This is a genomic window from Nocardioides sp. (assembly GCF_036493135.1).
GTDB lineage: Bacteria > Actinomycetota > Actinomycetes > Propionibacteriales > Nocardioidaceae > Nocardioides.
On the sequence record NZ_DASXQG010000062.1, the window covers coordinates 39,609 to 55,146 of the forward strand.

Here is a 15,538-nt window from a genome sequence, read left to right on the forward strand (position 1 = left end):
CCTGGTGTTGCCAGCACGTATGCGGTTTCCGATATGCCGACGAAATGCGGAGCCTCGTAGCATCTAGTAGTGCGGGTGTTGATCGTGGAGGACGAGCCCTTTCTGGCGGAGGCCATCCGCGACTGCTTGCGCCTGGAGGCGATCGCCGCCGACATCGGCGGTGACGGTGACACGGCGCTGGAGCTGCTGGCCGTCAACACCTACGACATCGCCGTTCTCGACCGCGACATCCCCGGCCCTTCCGGCGACGAGATCGCCCAACGCATCGTCGACTCCGGCAGCGGCATGCCGATCCTCATGCTCACCGCCGCCGACCGGCTCGACGACAAGGCATCCGGTTTCGAGCTCGGCGCCGACGACTACCTCACCAAGCCGTTCGAGCTCCGAGAGCTCGTGCTCCGACTCCGAGCACTCGACCGCAGGCGCGCCCACCACCGGCCACCCGTGCGAGAGATCGCGGGTCTACGGCTGGATCCGTTCCGCCGCGAGGTCTACCGCGACGGCCATTACGTCGCGCTCACCCGCAAACAGTTCGCGGTGCTCGAAGTCCTCGTCGCCGCCGAAGGCGGCGTCGTCAGCGCCGAAGAGCTACTGGAGCGGGCATGGGACGAGAACGCCGACCCGTTCACCAACGCCGTACGGATCACGGTCTCCGCGCTGCGCAAACGGCTCGGCGAACCCTGGCTGATCGCCACGGTGCCCGGGGTCGGATACCGCATCGACTCCGGACCGGACGCCGGAGGCGTGGGGGGCGACGATGGCTAGAGCGCCCGGGTTGAGTGTTCGCCTCAAGCTCACCCTCAGCTATGCCGGGTTCCTCATGCTCGCCGGGATGGTGCTGCTCGCGGTCGGGTACTTCTCGCTTTCGCGTGGTGTGCACCCTGGTGTGATCTTCGTGGTGCGCAGCCACGACGACCTCCTCCACGCCTTCGCTCCGACCGCGGCCATCGTGCTGGCGTTCCTGCTGGTGTTCGGTCTCCTGGGAGGCTGGATCCTCGCGGGCCAGATGCTCGCCCCCCTGGCTCGCATCACCGACGCGACACGCATGGCCGCGAACGGATCGCTCTCCCACCGGATCGAGATGGAGGGCCCCCACGACGAGTTCCGCGAGCTCGCCGACGTCTTCGACGCCATGCTCACGCGGCTCGAAGCCCACGACGCCGAACAGCAGAGGTTCACGGCCAACGCCTCTCACGAGCTCCGCACCCCGCTGGCGATCACGCAGACCCTTCTGGACCTCGCCCGACAGGACCCGAACCGCGACGGCGGCGAGCTCGTCGACCGCCTCCACGCGGTCAACAGCCGAGCGATCGACCTCACCGAAGCATTGCTCCTCCTCACTCGCGCCGGCCAACGATCCTTCACCCGGGAACCGGTCGACCTGTCGCTGGCAGCAGAGGAAGCCACCGAGACGCTCCTCCACCTCGCCGAGAAGCATGGCGTCACCATCGAGACCTGCGGCGTGATGGCCTCCACGATGGGCTCACCCGCGCTACTGCTGCAGATGACGACGAACCTCATGCACAACGCCATCGTCCACAACCTGTCCGACCACGGCACCGTGTGGGTCACCACAGGCGTTCACCCCACGAGTGTGGTGCTCACCGTGGAGAACACCGGCGAGAAGCTCAGCCCACAACTCGTCTCCACGCTTGCCGAGCCCTTCCAGCGCGGCACGCAGCGCATACACGCCGACCAGGCGGGTGTTGGCCTCGGCCTGGCCATCGTCCAGAGCATCGCGCAAGCACACGGCGGAGTCCTCACCCTCACCCCCAGACCCGCCGGCGGGCTGCAGGTCACAGTGGAGCTGCCCGGTCGTGTCAGGGGCGCGTCGGGCCGGTGACGGGCCGGTGACAGGCCGGTGACAGGCCGGGCGCCGATGGTGGGCGGGTGACCCAGTCCAGATCAGAGTCCTCGCGGCGCCTGGTGTTCACCTCGGTGCGCTAGAACGGAGCCATGCCCGCTGGCCACCGTGAGGTCGAGACCAAGTACGACGTGGCCGACGACGTGGCCCTCCCGGAGGTCGCGGACCTCCCGGGTGTGGAGCGCGTGGAAGGTCCGCACACGTTCCTCCTCGAGGCCCGCTACTTCGACACCGACGACCTGGCACTGGCTCGGCGCGGCATCACCCTGCGCCGGCGGGCCGGCGGCGAGGACGAGGGCTGGCACCTGAAGCTCCCGGTGAGCGGCGCCCGTCAGGAGATCCAGGCAGCGCTGGGCCGCAGCACGCGCACGCCGCCGTTGGCGTTGCGACGAGTGGTCCAGGGCGTGGTGCGCGACCGACCGCTGGCACCCGTCGCCACCGTGGTGACCGAGCGGACCATGGCTTCCCTCATGGACGCCGACGAGTCGGTCCTCGCCGAGATCTGCGACGACCGCGTCGTGGCGACGCGCACCGGACCCGACGGCGACGAGGAGCACTCCTGGCGCGAGTGGGAGGTGGAGGTGCACGCGGCGCGACCGCGTCTGCTCAAGGCGCTCCGCACGCGCCTGCGCAAGCAGGGAGCCCACGTGTCGACCGCGACGTCCAAGTTCGGTCGCCTCTTGCAGATCGATGCTGAGGCTCCGTCCCACGACCGTCGTAGCGTGCCCAGCCGCGCCACCGAGCACGAGCTCCTCACCGGGTACGTCGCCTCCCTCACCGTCGACCTCCACCGACTCGACCCGTTGGCGCGCGCCGACCTTCCCGACGCGGTGCACCAGCTGCGTCTGGTGTTCCGCCGGCTGCGCGCCGCGCTGACCACGTTCGACGCGAGCTTCGACACGACCGTGACCGGCCCGGTCCGAGAGGAGCTGCGCTGGATCGGCGACATCCTCGGCCGCCCACGCGACCTCGAGGTCCTGCAGTCGCGGCTCAGCGCACTCGTGCTGGCCCAGCCCCCGCGCCTCGTGCGCGGGCGACCCGGGCCATGGATCGACGGCCGCCTGCGCCCGGCGCGCCGGTCGGCCCACAAGCAGGTGCTCGAGGCCATGGCCACCGAGCGGTACTTCTCGCTCGTCGACACCCTGGACTCGTGGCAGGCCGGGCCTCCCTGGTCCGCTCGGCGCGATCGTCGAGCGCGTCAGGGCCTTCCGAAGGTGTTGCGCCACGAGTGGGAGCGGGTCGAGCGGGCGGTCGCGAAGGCCGACACCGCGGACGACACCGAGCGACCGGAACTGCTGCATCAGGTCCGCAATGCCGCCAAGAGGGCTCGGTACACCGCCGAGGTTCTGCGGCCGGTCCTCGGGACCGAGGCACGCGACATCGCGAAAGCGGCGAAGAGGATCCAGCCCAGCCTGGGCGCACACCACGACACGCTCGTCGCCGTCGACCAGGTCCTCCTGCTCGCGGACGCTGCGCGCGACGACGGACGCGACACCTTCACCTACGGCGTCCTCACCACGCGGCTCGAGGCTGCGCTCGCCGAGCACGAGGGCACGTTCCGACGTACGTGGAAGAAGGTTCGACGGTGAGGGTGGAGCGCGGCCAGCAGCGCCGGTGCATGGCCCGCGTCAGTGACCGCTGGTCAGCATCGCCTCCAGCTTCTCCATCGCCTGGTCGATGGTGAAGCTTGCCGCCTTCTGGCGGGGTGGGAACTCCTGGAAGGTGGCCAGGAACTGGGTCATCACGATCTGCGCCGCGAACACCAGGTAGGCGTTCTCGAGGACGAACTCGTAGTAGGTGTTCGAGGTCATCCGCGCGCGTTCGTACGGATCGGTGCGCAGGTTGAAGAGCAACGGCACGCGCAGCGGCACGAACGGCTCGGCCCACACCTGGAGCGTCCCTTCGACCCGCTGCTCCATGAACACGACCTTCCAGTTGTCGAACCGGAGCGCGAGGCAGTCGCCGTCGTCGGAGAAGTAGACCATGCCCATGCGCGGACTCTTCTCCTCCTGCCCGGTCAGGTAGGGCAGCAGGTTGAAGCCGTCGATGTGCACCCGGTAGGTCATGTCACCGATGGACTTGCCGGACTTCAGGTCGTCCATCACATGGTCGTCGCCGGCCGCCGCCAGGAACGTGGGTAGCCAGTCGTGGTGCTGGACGATCTCGTTGGAGACCACGCCGGGCTCGATGTGTCCGGGCCACCTGATCAGCTGCGGCACGCGGAACGCGCCCTCCCAGTTCGTGTTCTTCTCACTTCGGAACGGCGTCATCCCGCCGTCCGGCCAGGTGTTCATGTGCGGGCCGTTGTCGGTGGAGTAGACCACGATCGTGTCGTCGGCGATGCCCAGCTCGTCGAGCTGGTCGAGCAGCAGGCCCACATGCTTGTCGTGGTCGATCATCGTGTCGTGGTAGGTCGACTGCCAGCGACCTGCCTGACCCACGCTCTCGGGCTTGGTATGGGTGAAGGCGTGCATGTGCGTGGTGTTCATCCACACGAAGAACGGCGTCTCGGCGGCATGGGCCCGCTGGATGAAGTCCTGGCAGCCGGCGATCGTCTCGTCGTCGATGGTCTCCATCCGCTTCTTGGTCAGGGCGCCGGTGTCCTCGATGCGCTGCTTCCCCACGCGGCCGTACCTGCCCTGCTCGGTGTCGTCGTCCTCGTCGGTCGCCCACGAGTGGATCACCCCGCGTGGCCGCGCCATCTCGTTGAACCGGGGGAAATCCTCGGTCGACGGCCAGTTGGGTCGCTCCGGCTCCTCCTCGGCGTTGAGGTGGTAGAGGTTGCCGAAGAACTCGTCGAACCCGTGCACGGTCGGCAGGAACTCGTTCTTGTCGCCGAGGTGGTTCTTGCCGAACTGGCCGGTGGCGTAGCCGAGCGGCTTGAGGAGCTCGGCGATGGTCGGGTCCTCGGCCCTGAGCCCGATGTCGGCACCGGGGATCCCGACCTTGCTCAGGCCGGTGCGGAAGACGCTCTGCCCGGTGATGAACGACGAGCGCCCGGCGGTGCAGGACTGCTCGCCGTACGAGTCGGTGAACATCATGCCCTCGCGGGCGACCCGGTCGATGTTCGGTGTCTGGTAGCCCATGACGCCGTGGCTGTAGCAGCTGAGGTTGCTGATCCCGATGTCGTCACCCCAGATGACCAGGATGTTCGGCTTCCCGTCAGGCACGGCGCCCTCCTTCGTCGGTCGGATCACGTCGCGGGTCGACGCTTGCCCCACGTGGGCGCGCCTCGCCTCCCCCGACTCGGGTGAGTCGGGGGAGGTCCGCTGCCCGCGAGGTGACCGGTGCGGGCGGTCAGGCCAGTGCCTTGGCCTTCAGCGCGTCGTACTCCGTCTGGTCGATGGTGCCCGCGTCGAGCAGTGCCTTCGCCTGCGCGATCTGGTCTGACGGAGACGTACTCGTCGCGACGGACTTGATGTAGGCGTCCTGCGCCTCACGCATCCGGCCCACCGACTCGGCCTGACGCTCGGCCATCCCCTGACCGCGGGAGACCAGGTAGACCAGCGCGGTCAGGAACGGCAGGAAGATCAGGCAGATCACCCAGACCGCCTTCAGACCCCCGGACATGCCCTTGTCGCGGAAGATGTCGCCGAGAATGTTGAACATCACCATCAGGTACGCGATGAACGCGAAGCTGACGATGATGAACCAGATGATGTCCCAGAAACTCATCGGGGCTGCTTCTCCTTCGGGGTTCGAGGCCGTGAGGTCTCATGAATACATCTGTTGGGGCGCACCGGTCTCACCCTCTTCGGATGAACCTTCCCGGCAACTCGCCTCACAGCCCACCGAGCCGTTGCCGAAGATGACGACCCCCAACACCGGCAGCACCACGTCCATTTCGCATGTCCGACAGCGTCGACGTCCCGGCGCCCGGGATACTCACCCGTTGTGGGTGACGCATCCAGCGGCGGCGCAGGCCAGGTTCTCGACGTGAACGCGTGGTGGCGATGGGGTCGTCTTGTGACGGGACTTGCGCTCGTCGTCATCCTCTACTTCGCCGTGCCGGTCCAGTCCGGCCCGGCACGCGACACGCTTGTCCGCGTCGTGGTCAGCGTGGTGGTGCTGGCCGCGCTGTCCTACGCCGTCGCGGTCCAGATCCGCCTCCAGCTCTTCGTGGACGACCACCGCGTCGACGGGTTGGTGCTGGCTCTGGCGGTCGGCGTCCTGGTCTTCGCGCTCGGCTTCTACGCGCTCGAACTGCATGAACCCGGTGAGATCTCGGGGCTCCACACCAGGTTGGACGCGCTCTACTTCACCATGTCCACCATGCTGACGATCGGGTACGGCGACGTGCACGCGGAAGGGCAGCTGGCCCGGGGAGTCGTGCTCGTGCAGATGGTGTTCGACGTCGTGGTGGTCACCGCCGCGGCCAGCACGCTCACCGCACGAGTCAAGAGAACGGCCGCGTCGAGGGCCGCGAGCCGCCGTGAGCACCACTAGGGTCGACCCCCCTCCCCTCAGAGCAGGTCGAGGGTGCGCGCCACGGCAAGGGCGTCGCTGCGACGCCTGACTCCGAGCTTCCCGTACAGGCTGGAGACGTGGGTCTTGACCGTGTTCTCCGACAGGTACAACGCGGCCGCGATGTCGGCGTACGTCGCCCCGCGCGCCAGCCCGCGGAGGACGTCGCGCTCGCGGGGACTCAGCGCCGGGCGCACGGCGGTGTCGGGGACGACCTGGCGTTCCTCGACCGTCGCCGTCCACGGCCCGAGGACCTCGCTCATGCCCGGCAGGCCGCGGGTGGCTTCGACCAGCTGGTCGACCCACGGGTCGGCGCTCTCCTTCTGCAGTCCTTCGAGCAGGACGTGCATCGACGTGCCCTGCCGGGTCCAGCCCAGGAACGGCACCGCGTTGCCGCGCACCTCCGTGACCACGACCGCAGTCCGGAGGAGGTCCAGGGCCGCGGCGTGTTCCCCGAGCGCGTCGCGCAGCTGCGCCTCGCAGACGAGAGCCAGCGCCCGGCAGGGCGGCTGGACCAGTCGGACGTGCGCGGCCGCGTCGGCGAAGTGCTGGGCTGCTGTGCGTTGGTCACCGCCCAGGTCGGCAGCGAGCCCACGAAGCAGCTCCCCTTCGCCGGGCCACCCGAGGTCGTCGAGGGACGTGGCCAGGCCCAGAAGACCGTGGTGGTCGCCGGCCAGAGCCGTGAGGAAACCGCGCTCGACATACAGGACGGCGCGCAGGTACGGCGGGGGGTGCGGCGTCTCGACGGGTTCTGAGATGATCCGCTCGGCCGCCATCACCGCTCCGTCCATCAGGGCGAGGCGTGCGTCGCGCATCCGGGTCCAGAACTTCACGCTGAGGTCGGACGGGTGCACCTGCTCGGTGGTGTGCGGCAGGTCCTCGATCGTCTGGGGGAAGGGGAGTGCGGAGAACCTCGCGAGCTGACCGACGAGAAGGGCCCGGTGCTCGGCCAGCACGGGCCGCCACGGGACACCCTGCTCGACTTCCTCCAGCGCCGTGGTGGCCAGCCGCAGGCTCTGCGACTCCTTGCCCTGGAGGAAGAAAACCAGGGCCAGGTGGGACATCGCCGTGATCGCGTGCACGGGCATGTTCCACGCCTGGCTGAGCCGTACGGCGTCGGTCAGGCTCTCCTCGGCCGCATCGAGCCTGCCCAGCCAGGTCTGGTTCAGCCCGAGCTCATGGAGCAGGTGGAGGAGGGCCAGGCGTGGCGGACCCAGGCCGACCTCGCCACTCACGACACCCTCGGCGTCATCGACGGCGGCGTCGAGCGACTCGAGGCCGAGCCTCCCTCGCATCATCCGGACGCAGGCGATCTGGGCCTCGAACTCACCGCCGCTCCGGGCCTCGTTCGGCAGGTCACGCAGCAGGCGGTCGAGCCAGGTGATGGCGCCCTCGATGTCGGAGTTGAACCATCTCTCGAGGGCCAGGCAGAACCACACGCCCGGATGGGCGTCGACCGTCTGAGGGAACCGCCGGGCGAACCCGCGCAGGGCCGCGTGGTCGCCGTGCATGAGGAGCGAGTGTCCGTCGCTGGCGACCAGGGCCGCCGCGTGCTCCGGAAGGTTCAGCGCGATCAGCCGGCGGAAGGCGGGCCGTGCCTCGCCTCGCGCGATGTCCAGCCGGACCGCCCGCAGGACGGCCGACTTCGCCCGGTCCACCTCGATCCCACCGGCGAGAATGCGGCGACGTACCACCTCTGCCATCAGCGGATGGATGCGATAGCGGTCTCGCGATCCGGCGATCTCGATCTCGTCCTCGTCGCGCTGGTGGGGCGAGGCGCCGAGGTGGGTCACGAGCAGTCCGGTGGTCTCGAGCCCGGAGAGCACCTGGCCGGCGCCCGCGTCGTGCGAGAGGTGGGCGGCCGTCTCCACGGTCACGACGTCGTTGCCGGCCACGGTGAGCAGCAGATGCCGCTCGCGAGGCTGCAAGGCCGCAAACACCTCGGACGCCACCCGGTCGGTCGCGACCAGATCCTGCGTCTCGAACTGCCTCGCCGCGGCGAGACGGTCCGAGGAGTTCCCCACCGCGCGGGCCGCGAGCACCGTGGCCCCGCACCAGCCCTCGGTCCGGGCCATGATGATGCGGGCCACCTCGGCCGAGTCGCTGCGTGAGTGCTCGGCGACGAGGACCGCTGACTCCGGCTCGGTCAGGCGCAGGATCTCGCCCCGGAGGACCGTGAGATGTCCGAGCAGCTCGGGACCGAGCCGGGTGACCGGGAGATCCCACCGCGAGACGAGCAGCAGCCGCATGGTCTCGGGCTGTGCGTCGAGCCGGCTGTCGACGTAGCGCAGCGTGGCCGCCGGCAGGAGGTGGGCGTCATCGACGATGACCAGGGGCGGAGTCCGGCGCCCGTCGGCGCGGTCGAGCACCCGGCCGAGATCGTCCGGACCCAGGTCCTGCTCAGCGTGGAGCCAGACCGCGTCATCCCTGTCGTCCGGATCCAGAGGCGTTCGTCCGAGCCGGACCCACCCACTGACACCGAGCGTCTTCCCCGAGCCCATCGGCCCGACGAGCAGGGTCAACGGGTTGTCTGTCGCCTCGTCGAGCCGCTGCCACAGCTGGGTCCGCGGCACGTACACACGGGGCAGCCGGGGGACGTCCAGCAGTGCCTCGTGCTCCAGCCCGACCAGGCCCGGTCGGGCTGTTCTCGGACCCGTCACGTCACCCTCCCCGTTCGCCAGGGCGCACGGGTGGACGGGCCAGACCGAGCCCGTTCTACCTCCGTGCGGACACCTGGTCTCTGGGCGCGTCCTCGACCGAGGTCCGTCCCCCGTGTCCGTCTCCGTCTCCGACTGTAGAAGCGGACAGCGTCGATCTACCTCACCCGTGACGGGTGAGGTTCACGAGGCCCTCGAGACGGTGGCGTCCGGGTCGTCGTCCTAGTCGTCGTACTTGATCTGCGAGCACAGCGCCCAGATCACGAACACGTCGAAGGCGATGATGGCGATCGACCAGAAGGGGTAGTACGGGATGAACATGAAGTTGGTGATCATGGCCAGTCCGGCGATCGCGATGCCGACCAGCCGGGCCCAGGTCTGGCCCACCACCACGCCGATACCGGTGGCGAGGCCGATGGCTCCGATGATGATGTGGAACCAGCCCCAGGCCGTCACATCGAACTTGTAGGTGTAGTCCAACCCCCGGACGTAGACCGTGTCGTTGGCCGCTGCGGCAATGCCCTCGAGGATCTGGAAGACGGAGGTGATCGCCAGCAGGATCCCGGCGAAGGTGGTGATCCCGTACGCGAACACGCCTGGGGTGTCGCGGTAGCCCGTTCCGGGTGAGGTGTTGCTCATGTGTTCCCTCCACTCGTGTCGCCGGCGTCCGGGAGGAAATGGACCCCGGCGTCGTCTCGTCGCACCGTGCAACGCTAAGGCCGTCCGCCGGTGCGCGGGTCACCCGGAACGGATGAAGGCCAGGTCTGTTGAGACCCGGGGGCGTCAGTCGGCGTCCTCGGGCAAGGACCGACCCAGCTCCTCCAGGACCGCCTTGCCCTCGTCGGAGAGCTCAGCGCGGATCAGGACGCCCTCGGACCGGTCGAGGATCGGAGCGAGCTGCGTCGCATCGGCCCCGCTCGACATCACGAACAGGGCCGAGGTACCCGGTTTCACGGCCGCGCGGACCTCGGCGACGAAGTCGTCACTGATCCCGGCGTCGCGCAGTCGTCGGGCCCCGGCCCCGGCGGCCGCGCCCACAGCCGCCCCGGCGACCGGGTTGAGCAGCAGGAGGCCGACGGCCGCACCCAACATCGCGCCCTTCCCAGCCGCCCGCGCCGTGAGGTGCTTGAGCTGGCGTACCCGTGGCTCGGGGTCGCTCGGCACCCAGCTGATCGCCGCCGCGTCGTGCACGACGAGTGCCCCGCGCTGCACGAGCCCGGTCAGGTGGACCTCACCGGTCTCCGCACCGAACGCCGTCGGGAAGAGCCAGACGGTTACCGAGGGCATGGCTCTCTCCTGACGGACGCGTTCGGCCCGGCGGTTGCGCAGGCCGTGAAGACCTCCCGACAGCCACGATCCCACCTGGGCGGGACGACGTACTCACCCGGAAACGGTGAACGGGCGTCTCGCCACCGACACCACCTCCGGATCGCGTCTCGCGCACCCTAGGAACGTCGGGCCGGAAGGGGGTTCCCCCGTTTCCGGTGAGCACGCCGAGCGAGGCACCGCCTAGTGTGCCGTGACCGCAAGAGTGGTGCTGGGAGTGATCGGTGGACGGCAACCTCGTCCGTGCGCACACGGCAGATCGAACACGTCACGCGCGTGTACGACGTGCGCAGGTGACACCGTGATGACACGGATGATGATCCGGGTCGACGCCGAGCTCTCCGACGATCTCGTCGCAGCGTTCCCGCACCTGACGCCCAAGACGCAACGTGCGACGACGACGCTCACCGGCGACCTGACCGATCAGGAGGAGCTGCAGGGAGTCCTGAACCTCCTCAACTCGCTCGGCATCAAGGTCGTGGAGATCGTGACCATCCCGGACGAGTGAGGCGTGACCCACAGAACGCCGTTTAGCCTGCGACCATGACCGACGACGACCGGCACCCGAAGACGAGCGCCTCTGCGGCTCTGCCGGCCGAGGCGCTGGGGGCCGCCCCCGGACCCAGGTCCGTGCTGATGAAGGTGCTCAGCGCTGCGCTGTCCGGCGGGCTGCTGGTCCTGCTGTTCCTTGTGATCATCCCCGCGTTGGGCAGCCTCGACGGCGTGTGGGAGGCGATCCGATCGATGTCGATCGCCACGTTCCTGCTGCTCCTCCTCGCTGCTCTCGTCATCAGGGTGCTGCTGGCCGCGGCGTACCCGCCCGTCATCCCGGGCCTCTCCTTCTTCCGCTCGCTGATCGCGCGCGAGTCGTCGTCGGCGGTGAGCAACGTCATTCCCGGTCCTTCCGGCACCGCGACCCAGTACGTCGTACTCCGCAGCTGGGGCGTCAGCACCGAGCGGTTCGCCGCCGCCACGGTCAGTGTCAGCGTGATCACGGATGCGTTGGTCTTCGCTGCTCCCGGCCTTCTGCTCCTGGTCTGGGTGGCCCTCGGCCAGCCGGCCAAGCAGGACAGCGACCATGTGTGGCTGATCGGGGTGGTGACCTTGGTGATCAGCGCCGTGACGGTGATCCTGGTCTCTGCCGTGGCCCGTAGTGAACGACTGGCCGGCTGGTTCGGCCGCGCGGGCGAGCGATGCGTCAACCCGGTACGACGTGCGCTCGGCAAGGAGCAGATCACCACCTGGCCCGAGCAGACCCGCACGCTCCGGGCCGCCACCCTGACCCAGCTCCGCGGGAATGCCGGAGTCATCGGCAGCTGTATCGGCGGCGGCTACCTCCTCAACGGATTCCTGCTGGTCGGCTGCCTGTGGGCCTGTGGGGTCGAGGAGGCGCTCATGCCGGTGTCCTTGGGCCTGTTCTTGTACTCCGTCGGCCGCGTGCTCACGATCGTGCCGATCACTCCCGGTGCGGTCGGCGTCGCCGAGGTGGTCTACACCGCGATCTACGTGGCGGTGCTCGGCGAGGCGTCCCACGACACGGTCTTCGCCGGAGTGCTGGTGTACCGAGCACTGACCTGGGGCCTACCGCTGATCACCGGCGCCATCGCCTATCTCGTCTGGCGCATCATGCGGACCAAGGAGATCCACGACGTACGGGCGGCCAAGCCGTAGTCGGGGCACGGGGGAGCGCACTTCACCCGGCCCGGACGACGTGCGATGAAACCGGTCGGCCGAGGATGTCGACGGTCTTCATCCGTCGTGTCCCCGGTCGCCTGAGCGTGAATCTCGAGGCGTCGGTGCGCCAGACATGCCAGGAGCGTGCAGGTGTCCGCTGGATCATCAGGTTCTGTGGCCGGCCCTGAATCGGGGGCCGGGTCCCTGACCGACCGCCTGAGCGAGTACCGGGCCCGTCGCGAGGAGCTGGAACGGGGGGTGCTCCCGTTGGCCACGTCGGTGGACGGTCGCCGCTTCACGCTCCAGGCCTCCCTGCACGGGCTCGCCTTGCAGGCGGGTGGCTACGTCGTCATCGAGGGCGACGGACCCACGTGCCTGGGCCAGGTCCTGACGCTGCGTCCCGACTCCATGCCGGCTCCCGACTTCCTCTCACGCGGCTCCACGGTCACCCAGGTCCGGGGCGCACGGGGTGAGGGGATCGTCCTGGACGGGCCGAACCGGACCTTCCACGACGCGTCGGTCCGGCCGGCGACCCATGAGGAGGTCGACGCCTGGATGGTGCGCGTGCGACCTGCTCGCTCCGCTTTGACGATCGGTGAGCTGCTGCTCGCTCCCGGGGTCACCGCAGCGCTCGATGCTGGGGGATTCAACCGGCACACCTTCATGTGCGGACAGTCCGGCTCCGGCAAGACGTACTCCCTGGGGCTCGTGCTGGAGCAACTCCTGATGGAGACGAGTCTGCGCATGGTGATTCTCGACCCCAATTCCGACTATGTCCGACTGTCGGACGTGCGAGACCACCAAGACGCGAACCTCGCGGCCCGCTACGCCTCCGCCGCCGGCGACGTAGCGGTGTGGCAGAACCACCCGGACGCGGCGCAGCCTCTTCGCCTGCGGTTCGCGGAGGTCGAGGCAGCCGCCCAGGCAGCCCTTCTCGGCCTCGACCCGATCCTCGACCGCGAGGAGCACGCGGCACTCTCGGCCTTGTTGGCCGCGGGCCACGAGGACCGGCCGCTGATCACCGGCCTCGACGAGCTGGTGTCTTCGGCCAATCCCGATGTGCGCCAACTCGGGTTGCGGGCAGCCAACCTGGGCGTGATGAACTGGTCGATCTGGAGCGGCGGGCAGGGGAGGTCGCTGGTCGAGGAGTTGGAGGAACCGACCTCGCGATGCCTCGTGGTCGACCTGGGCTCGCTGGACAGCATCATGGAGCAGCGACTCATCGCCGAGACCGTTCTCTCGACTCTGTGGCGGACCCGCACACGACGTGAACCGTGCCTGGTCGTCATCGACGAAGCGCACAATGTCTGCCCGCGGACACCGGGAGACGCGATGACGGCTCTGGCAACGGACCATGCTGCGCTGATCGCCGCGGAAGGACGAAAGTTCGGTCTCTACCTGCTGACGTCGACACAGCGTCCGCAGAAGGTCAACGAGGAGGTGCTGTCCCAGTGCGACAACCTGCTCCTCATGCGGATGAACTCCGAGGCCGATCTCGACTATCTCGGTGACGTCTTCTCCTTCGTGCCGCCGGGCCTCATCCAGCGGGCGACCACCTTTCGCATGGGGGAGACCCTGGTCGCCGGGAAGTTCTTCTCCCACGCGGGCTACGTCGAGTTCGGCTCGCGGATCTCTCACGAGGGCGGTGGCGACGTTCCCACCGCCTGGGCGGACCCGGTCACGAACCGGTAGCAGAACGCGATGGATGCCGACCTCAACAGGTGCTGCTGACGGCGTCCTGAAGGGCCGAGAGTGAGGCCCCGAGCGCGCTGACGTCGGTAGCAACCGCTGCCAGGGCCGCCACCGACGGGGTCGTCGACGCGGTCTTGAGGCTGGCGCTGAGCGACGCGGCCGCTTGGTCGACCGAGCTGATCTCGGCTGCGTACTGGGTCTTGGCCTCGCTCTTGACCTTGCTCAGGTCGGTCTGCACGTTGGTGAGGTCGGACTGGAGGGTCGCCAGTGCGCCGGCCTCGAGCTTCACGTCCCTCAGCTCGGTGATGGAGGACTTGAGCGAGTCGACATCGGAGCAGATCGCCGGCTTGCTGTTCCCACCACACCCCGAGACCGTGAACGACGCCATCAGGACGACCGCAGCGGTGAGGGACCAGGCGGAGCGGGGATGCACCATGCCGCCACGTTTCCCGCGTTGCGTGTCGGGAGCATCCTCCGATGCGGGTGAACCCGAGCCCGGTCACCCTGTGGGGATGATGCAGGTCCGGTGTTCGAAGCATTGACTGCTCGCGTCCCGGCCTGGAAGGGGAATCCGGTGTCTGACGCAAGGTCGACCGCATGAGCGAGCGAATCGTCGGTGACGACCTGGTCCGGTTGTTGGAGCTGATGAAGGGCGCCGACAGCGTGGAGCTGAAGCTGACCGTGCCCGAGGAGTCCCACAGATCGACGGTCGGGGCCTTGGGGATGGACCCGCTGCAGGCTCAGATCCGGCAGGTGTTCTTCTTCGACACCCCGGACCTGGCCCTCAACGAGGCGGGTGTCGTCGCACGCGTCCGGAGGATCCAGGGCCGCGATGCCGACTCGGTGGTCAAGCTGCGACCGGTCGTGGCCGAGAAGATCCCTCAGGACCTACGTCGCTCGCCGATGTTCGGGGTCGAGGTGGACGCGATGCCCGGGGGCTACGTGTGCTCCGCATCCCTGAAGTCCACGGTCAAGGCTGATGCTGTCCTGAAGAGCGTGTCCGGTGCGAAGCGGCTGAGCAAGCTGTTCTCGGCGGGCCAGCAGAGCTTCTTCGAGGCTCACGCACCGAGCGGGCTGCGGATCGATGACCTGTCCGTCCTGGGGCCGATCTTCGTGCTCAAGCTCAAGCTTCCGCCGGCGACGTACTCCCGCCGCATCGTGGTGGAGATGTGGCTGTACCCGGACGGCGCGCGCATCCTGGAGCTCTCCACGAAGGCGACGCCGGAGGAGGCTCTCATGGTCGCCGTCGACATCCGGCGGTTCCTCGAGGACAAGGGAGTCGACACGTCGGGTCAGCAACAGACCAAGACCAGGACCGCCTTGGACTTCTACGCCGCGGAGCTGCGAGCCTCAGGCCGGCACACCCCGGCCGGGAAGCGGACATGAGGCTCGTCATCCGATGGGCCCTGCTGGCGGTCGTCCTGGCGGTCGTAGCGTGGATCGTGCCGGACGTCGACATCAGTGGTGGCGTGTTCGGACTGTTGGTCGCGGCAGCGGTCTTCGGGCTGGTCAACGTGCTGGTCGGCCCGCTTCTGCGATTGCTGACGCTTCCGCTGACCGTGATGACGTTCGGGCTCTTCTCCCTGGTCGTGAACGGAATCCTGTTGGCGCTCACCGCCGGCCTCACGACGTTCCTGGACGTCGGTGGTCTGATTCAGACGATCGTGGCCGCGTTCCTGATCAGTGTGCTGAACACGCTCGCCCTGGTGGTCACCAGAGGTCATGCGTCTCGGACGTCGACCTCCGCTGTGTAACGGAGGAGCCGCCTCGTCCGAGACGGGTGATGCCCGACGCACAGGTGCCGCCCTAGCGTCGAAAAGCGTCCCGGACGCGCGCGGAACGGGCACATGTCCCACGATCG

15 protein-coding genes are annotated in these 15,538 nt (G+C 68.6%); 9 read left to right on the plus strand and 6 right to left on the minus strand.

All coding sequences use genetic code 11. The features are described 5' to 3' along the window. The first annotated feature begins 69 nt into the window (after nt 1–69). The 3 genes from VGJ24_RS11040 to VGJ24_RS11050 all read left to right on the plus strand — a co-directional run bounded on the left by VGJ24_RS11040 (nt 70) and on the right by VGJ24_RS11050 (nt 3,453). On the plus strand, nt 70–765 hold the full coding sequence (locus VGJ24_RS11040) for a response regulator transcription factor (protein ID WP_331500634.1): 696 nt from the start codon (nt 70–72) through the stop codon (nt 763–765). Continuing rightward, the gene (locus tag VGJ24_RS11045; RefSeq protein ID WP_414691056.1) at nt 758–1,843 is read left to right on the plus strand and encodes a sensor histidine kinase; all 1,086 of its coding nucleotides are present in this window, start codon (nt 758–760) and stop codon (nt 1,841–1,843) included. Before VGJ24_RS11040 ends, VGJ24_RS11045 begins: the two co-directional genes overlap by 8 nt. 113 nt (nt 1,844–1,956) lie before the next feature. Beyond that, a complete protein-coding gene (locus VGJ24_RS11050; protein WP_331500636.1) occupies nt 1,957–3,453 on the plus strand; it encodes a CYTH and CHAD domain-containing protein in 1,497 nt (498 codons plus the stop codon). Between the two features lie 39 nt (nt 3,454–3,492). Here VGJ24_RS11050 and VGJ24_RS11055 read toward each other — a convergent pair whose 3' ends face one another. Both VGJ24_RS11055 and VGJ24_RS11060 read right to left on the minus strand, forming a co-directional pair. Continuing rightward, nucleotides 3,493–5,034, minus strand: a complete 1,542-nt coding sequence (locus tag VGJ24_RS11055) for an arylsulfatase (RefSeq protein ID WP_331500637.1) — start codon at nt 5,032–5,034, stop codon at nt 3,493–3,495. 127 nt (nt 5,035–5,161) lie between these two features. Then, nucleotides 5,162–5,539, minus strand: coding sequence for an SHOCT domain-containing protein (locus VGJ24_RS11060; RefSeq protein WP_331500638.1), 378 nt, complete (start codon nt 5,537–5,539; stop codon nt 5,162–5,164). Between the two features lie 291 nt (nt 5,540–5,830). Between VGJ24_RS11060 and VGJ24_RS11065 the strand changes: the two genes are divergently transcribed. Continuing rightward, a complete protein-coding gene (locus VGJ24_RS11065) occupies nt 5,831–6,310 on the plus strand; it encodes a potassium channel family protein (protein ID WP_331500639.1) in 480 nt (159 codons plus the stop codon). A 17-nt stretch (nt 6,311–6,327) separates the two neighbouring features. On the opposite strand, the gene VGJ24_RS11070 is transcribed toward VGJ24_RS11065, so the two are convergent. The 3 genes from VGJ24_RS11070 to VGJ24_RS11080 all read right to left on the minus strand — a co-directional run bounded on the left by VGJ24_RS11070 (nt 6,328) and on the right by VGJ24_RS11080 (nt 10,272). Then, nucleotides 6,328–8,988, minus strand: a complete 2,661-nt coding sequence (locus VGJ24_RS11070) for a LuxR C-terminal-related transcriptional regulator (RefSeq protein ID WP_331500640.1) — start codon at nt 8,986–8,988, stop codon at nt 6,328–6,330. Between the two features lie 219 nt (nt 8,989–9,207). Continuing rightward, on the minus strand, nt 9,208–9,624 hold the full coding sequence (locus tag VGJ24_RS11075; protein ID WP_331500641.1) for a DUF7144 family membrane protein: 417 nt from the start codon (nt 9,622–9,624) through the stop codon (nt 9,208–9,210). A gap of 144 nt (nt 9,625–9,768) precedes the next feature. Further along, nucleotides 9,769–10,272, minus strand: a complete 504-nt coding sequence (locus VGJ24_RS11080; RefSeq protein WP_331500642.1) for a DUF1269 domain-containing protein — start codon at nt 10,270–10,272, stop codon at nt 9,769–9,771. A 340-nt stretch (nt 10,273–10,612) separates the two neighbouring features. Between VGJ24_RS11080 and VGJ24_RS11085 the strand changes: the two genes are divergently transcribed. The 3 genes from VGJ24_RS11085 to VGJ24_RS11095 all read left to right on the plus strand — a co-directional run bounded on the left by VGJ24_RS11085 (nt 10,613) and on the right by VGJ24_RS11095 (nt 13,677). Beyond that, complete coding sequence (locus VGJ24_RS11085) at nt 10,613–10,819, plus strand: hypothetical protein (RefSeq protein WP_331500643.1); 207 nt, start codon at nt 10,613–10,615, stop codon at nt 10,817–10,819. 35 nt (nt 10,820–10,854) lie between these two features. Beyond that, a complete protein-coding gene (locus tag VGJ24_RS11090) occupies nt 10,855–11,982 on the plus strand; it encodes a YbhN family protein (protein ID WP_331500644.1) in 1,128 nt (375 codons plus the stop codon). Between the two features lie 177 nt (nt 11,983–12,159). Continuing rightward, a complete protein-coding gene (locus VGJ24_RS11095) occupies nt 12,160–13,677 on the plus strand; it encodes an ATP-binding protein (protein WP_331500645.1) in 1,518 nt (505 codons plus the stop codon). 22 nt (nt 13,678–13,699) lie between these two features. Here VGJ24_RS11095 and VGJ24_RS11100 read toward each other — a convergent pair whose 3' ends face one another. Beyond that, complete coding sequence (locus VGJ24_RS11100) at nt 13,700–14,113, minus strand: hypothetical protein (protein WP_331500646.1); 414 nt, start codon at nt 14,111–14,113, stop codon at nt 13,700–13,702. A gap of 161 nt (nt 14,114–14,274) precedes the next feature. Here VGJ24_RS11100 and VGJ24_RS11105 point away from each other — a divergent pair, with 161 nt between their 5' ends. Next, nucleotides 14,275–15,063, plus strand: coding sequence for a hypothetical protein (locus VGJ24_RS11105; RefSeq protein ID WP_331500647.1), 789 nt, complete (start codon nt 14,275–14,277; stop codon nt 15,061–15,063). After that, entirely contained in the window at nt 15,060–15,431 is a 372-nt protein-coding gene (locus tag VGJ24_RS11110; RefSeq protein WP_331500648.1) for a phage holin family protein, read from the plus strand. The genes VGJ24_RS11105 and VGJ24_RS11110 overlap by 4 nt, the downstream gene beginning before the upstream one ends. Nucleotides 15,432–15,538: the final 107 nt, after the last annotated feature.

Bases quoted from the DNA above. Each gene is read 5' to 3' on its own strand.
- VGJ24_RS11045 (WP_414691056.1), top strand. From the start codon at position 758: ATGGCTAGAGCGCCCGGGTTGAGTGTTCGCCTCAAGCTCACCCTCAGC.
- VGJ24_RS11050 (WP_331500636.1), top strand. From the start codon at position 1,957: ATGCCCGCTGGCCACCGTGAGGTCGAGACCAAGTACGACGTGGCCGAC.
- VGJ24_RS11060 (WP_331500638.1), bottom strand. From the start codon at position 5,539: ATGAGTTTCTGGGACATCATCTGGTTCATCATCGTCAGCTTCGCGTTC.
- VGJ24_RS11075 (WP_331500641.1), bottom strand. From the start codon at position 9,624: ATGAGCAACACCTCACCCGGAACGGGCTACCGCGACACCCCAGGCGTG.
- VGJ24_RS11080 (WP_331500642.1), bottom strand. From the start codon at position 10,272: ATGCCCTCGGTAACCGTCTGGCTCTTCCCGACGGCGTTCGGTGCGGAG.
- VGJ24_RS11090 (WP_331500644.1), top strand. From the start codon at position 10,855: ATGACCGACGACGACCGGCACCCGAAGACGAGCGCCTCTGCGGCTCTG.
- VGJ24_RS11100 (WP_331500646.1), bottom strand. From the start codon at position 14,113: ATGGTGCATCCCCGCTCCGCCTGGTCCCTCACCGCTGCGGTCGTCCTG.
- VGJ24_RS11105 (WP_331500647.1), top strand. From the start codon at position 14,275: ATGAGCGAGCGAATCGTCGGTGACGACCTGGTCCGGTTGTTGGAGCTG.
- VGJ24_RS11110 (WP_331500648.1), top strand. From the start codon at position 15,060: ATGAGGCTCGTCATCCGATGGGCCCTGCTGGCGGTCGTCCTGGCGGTC.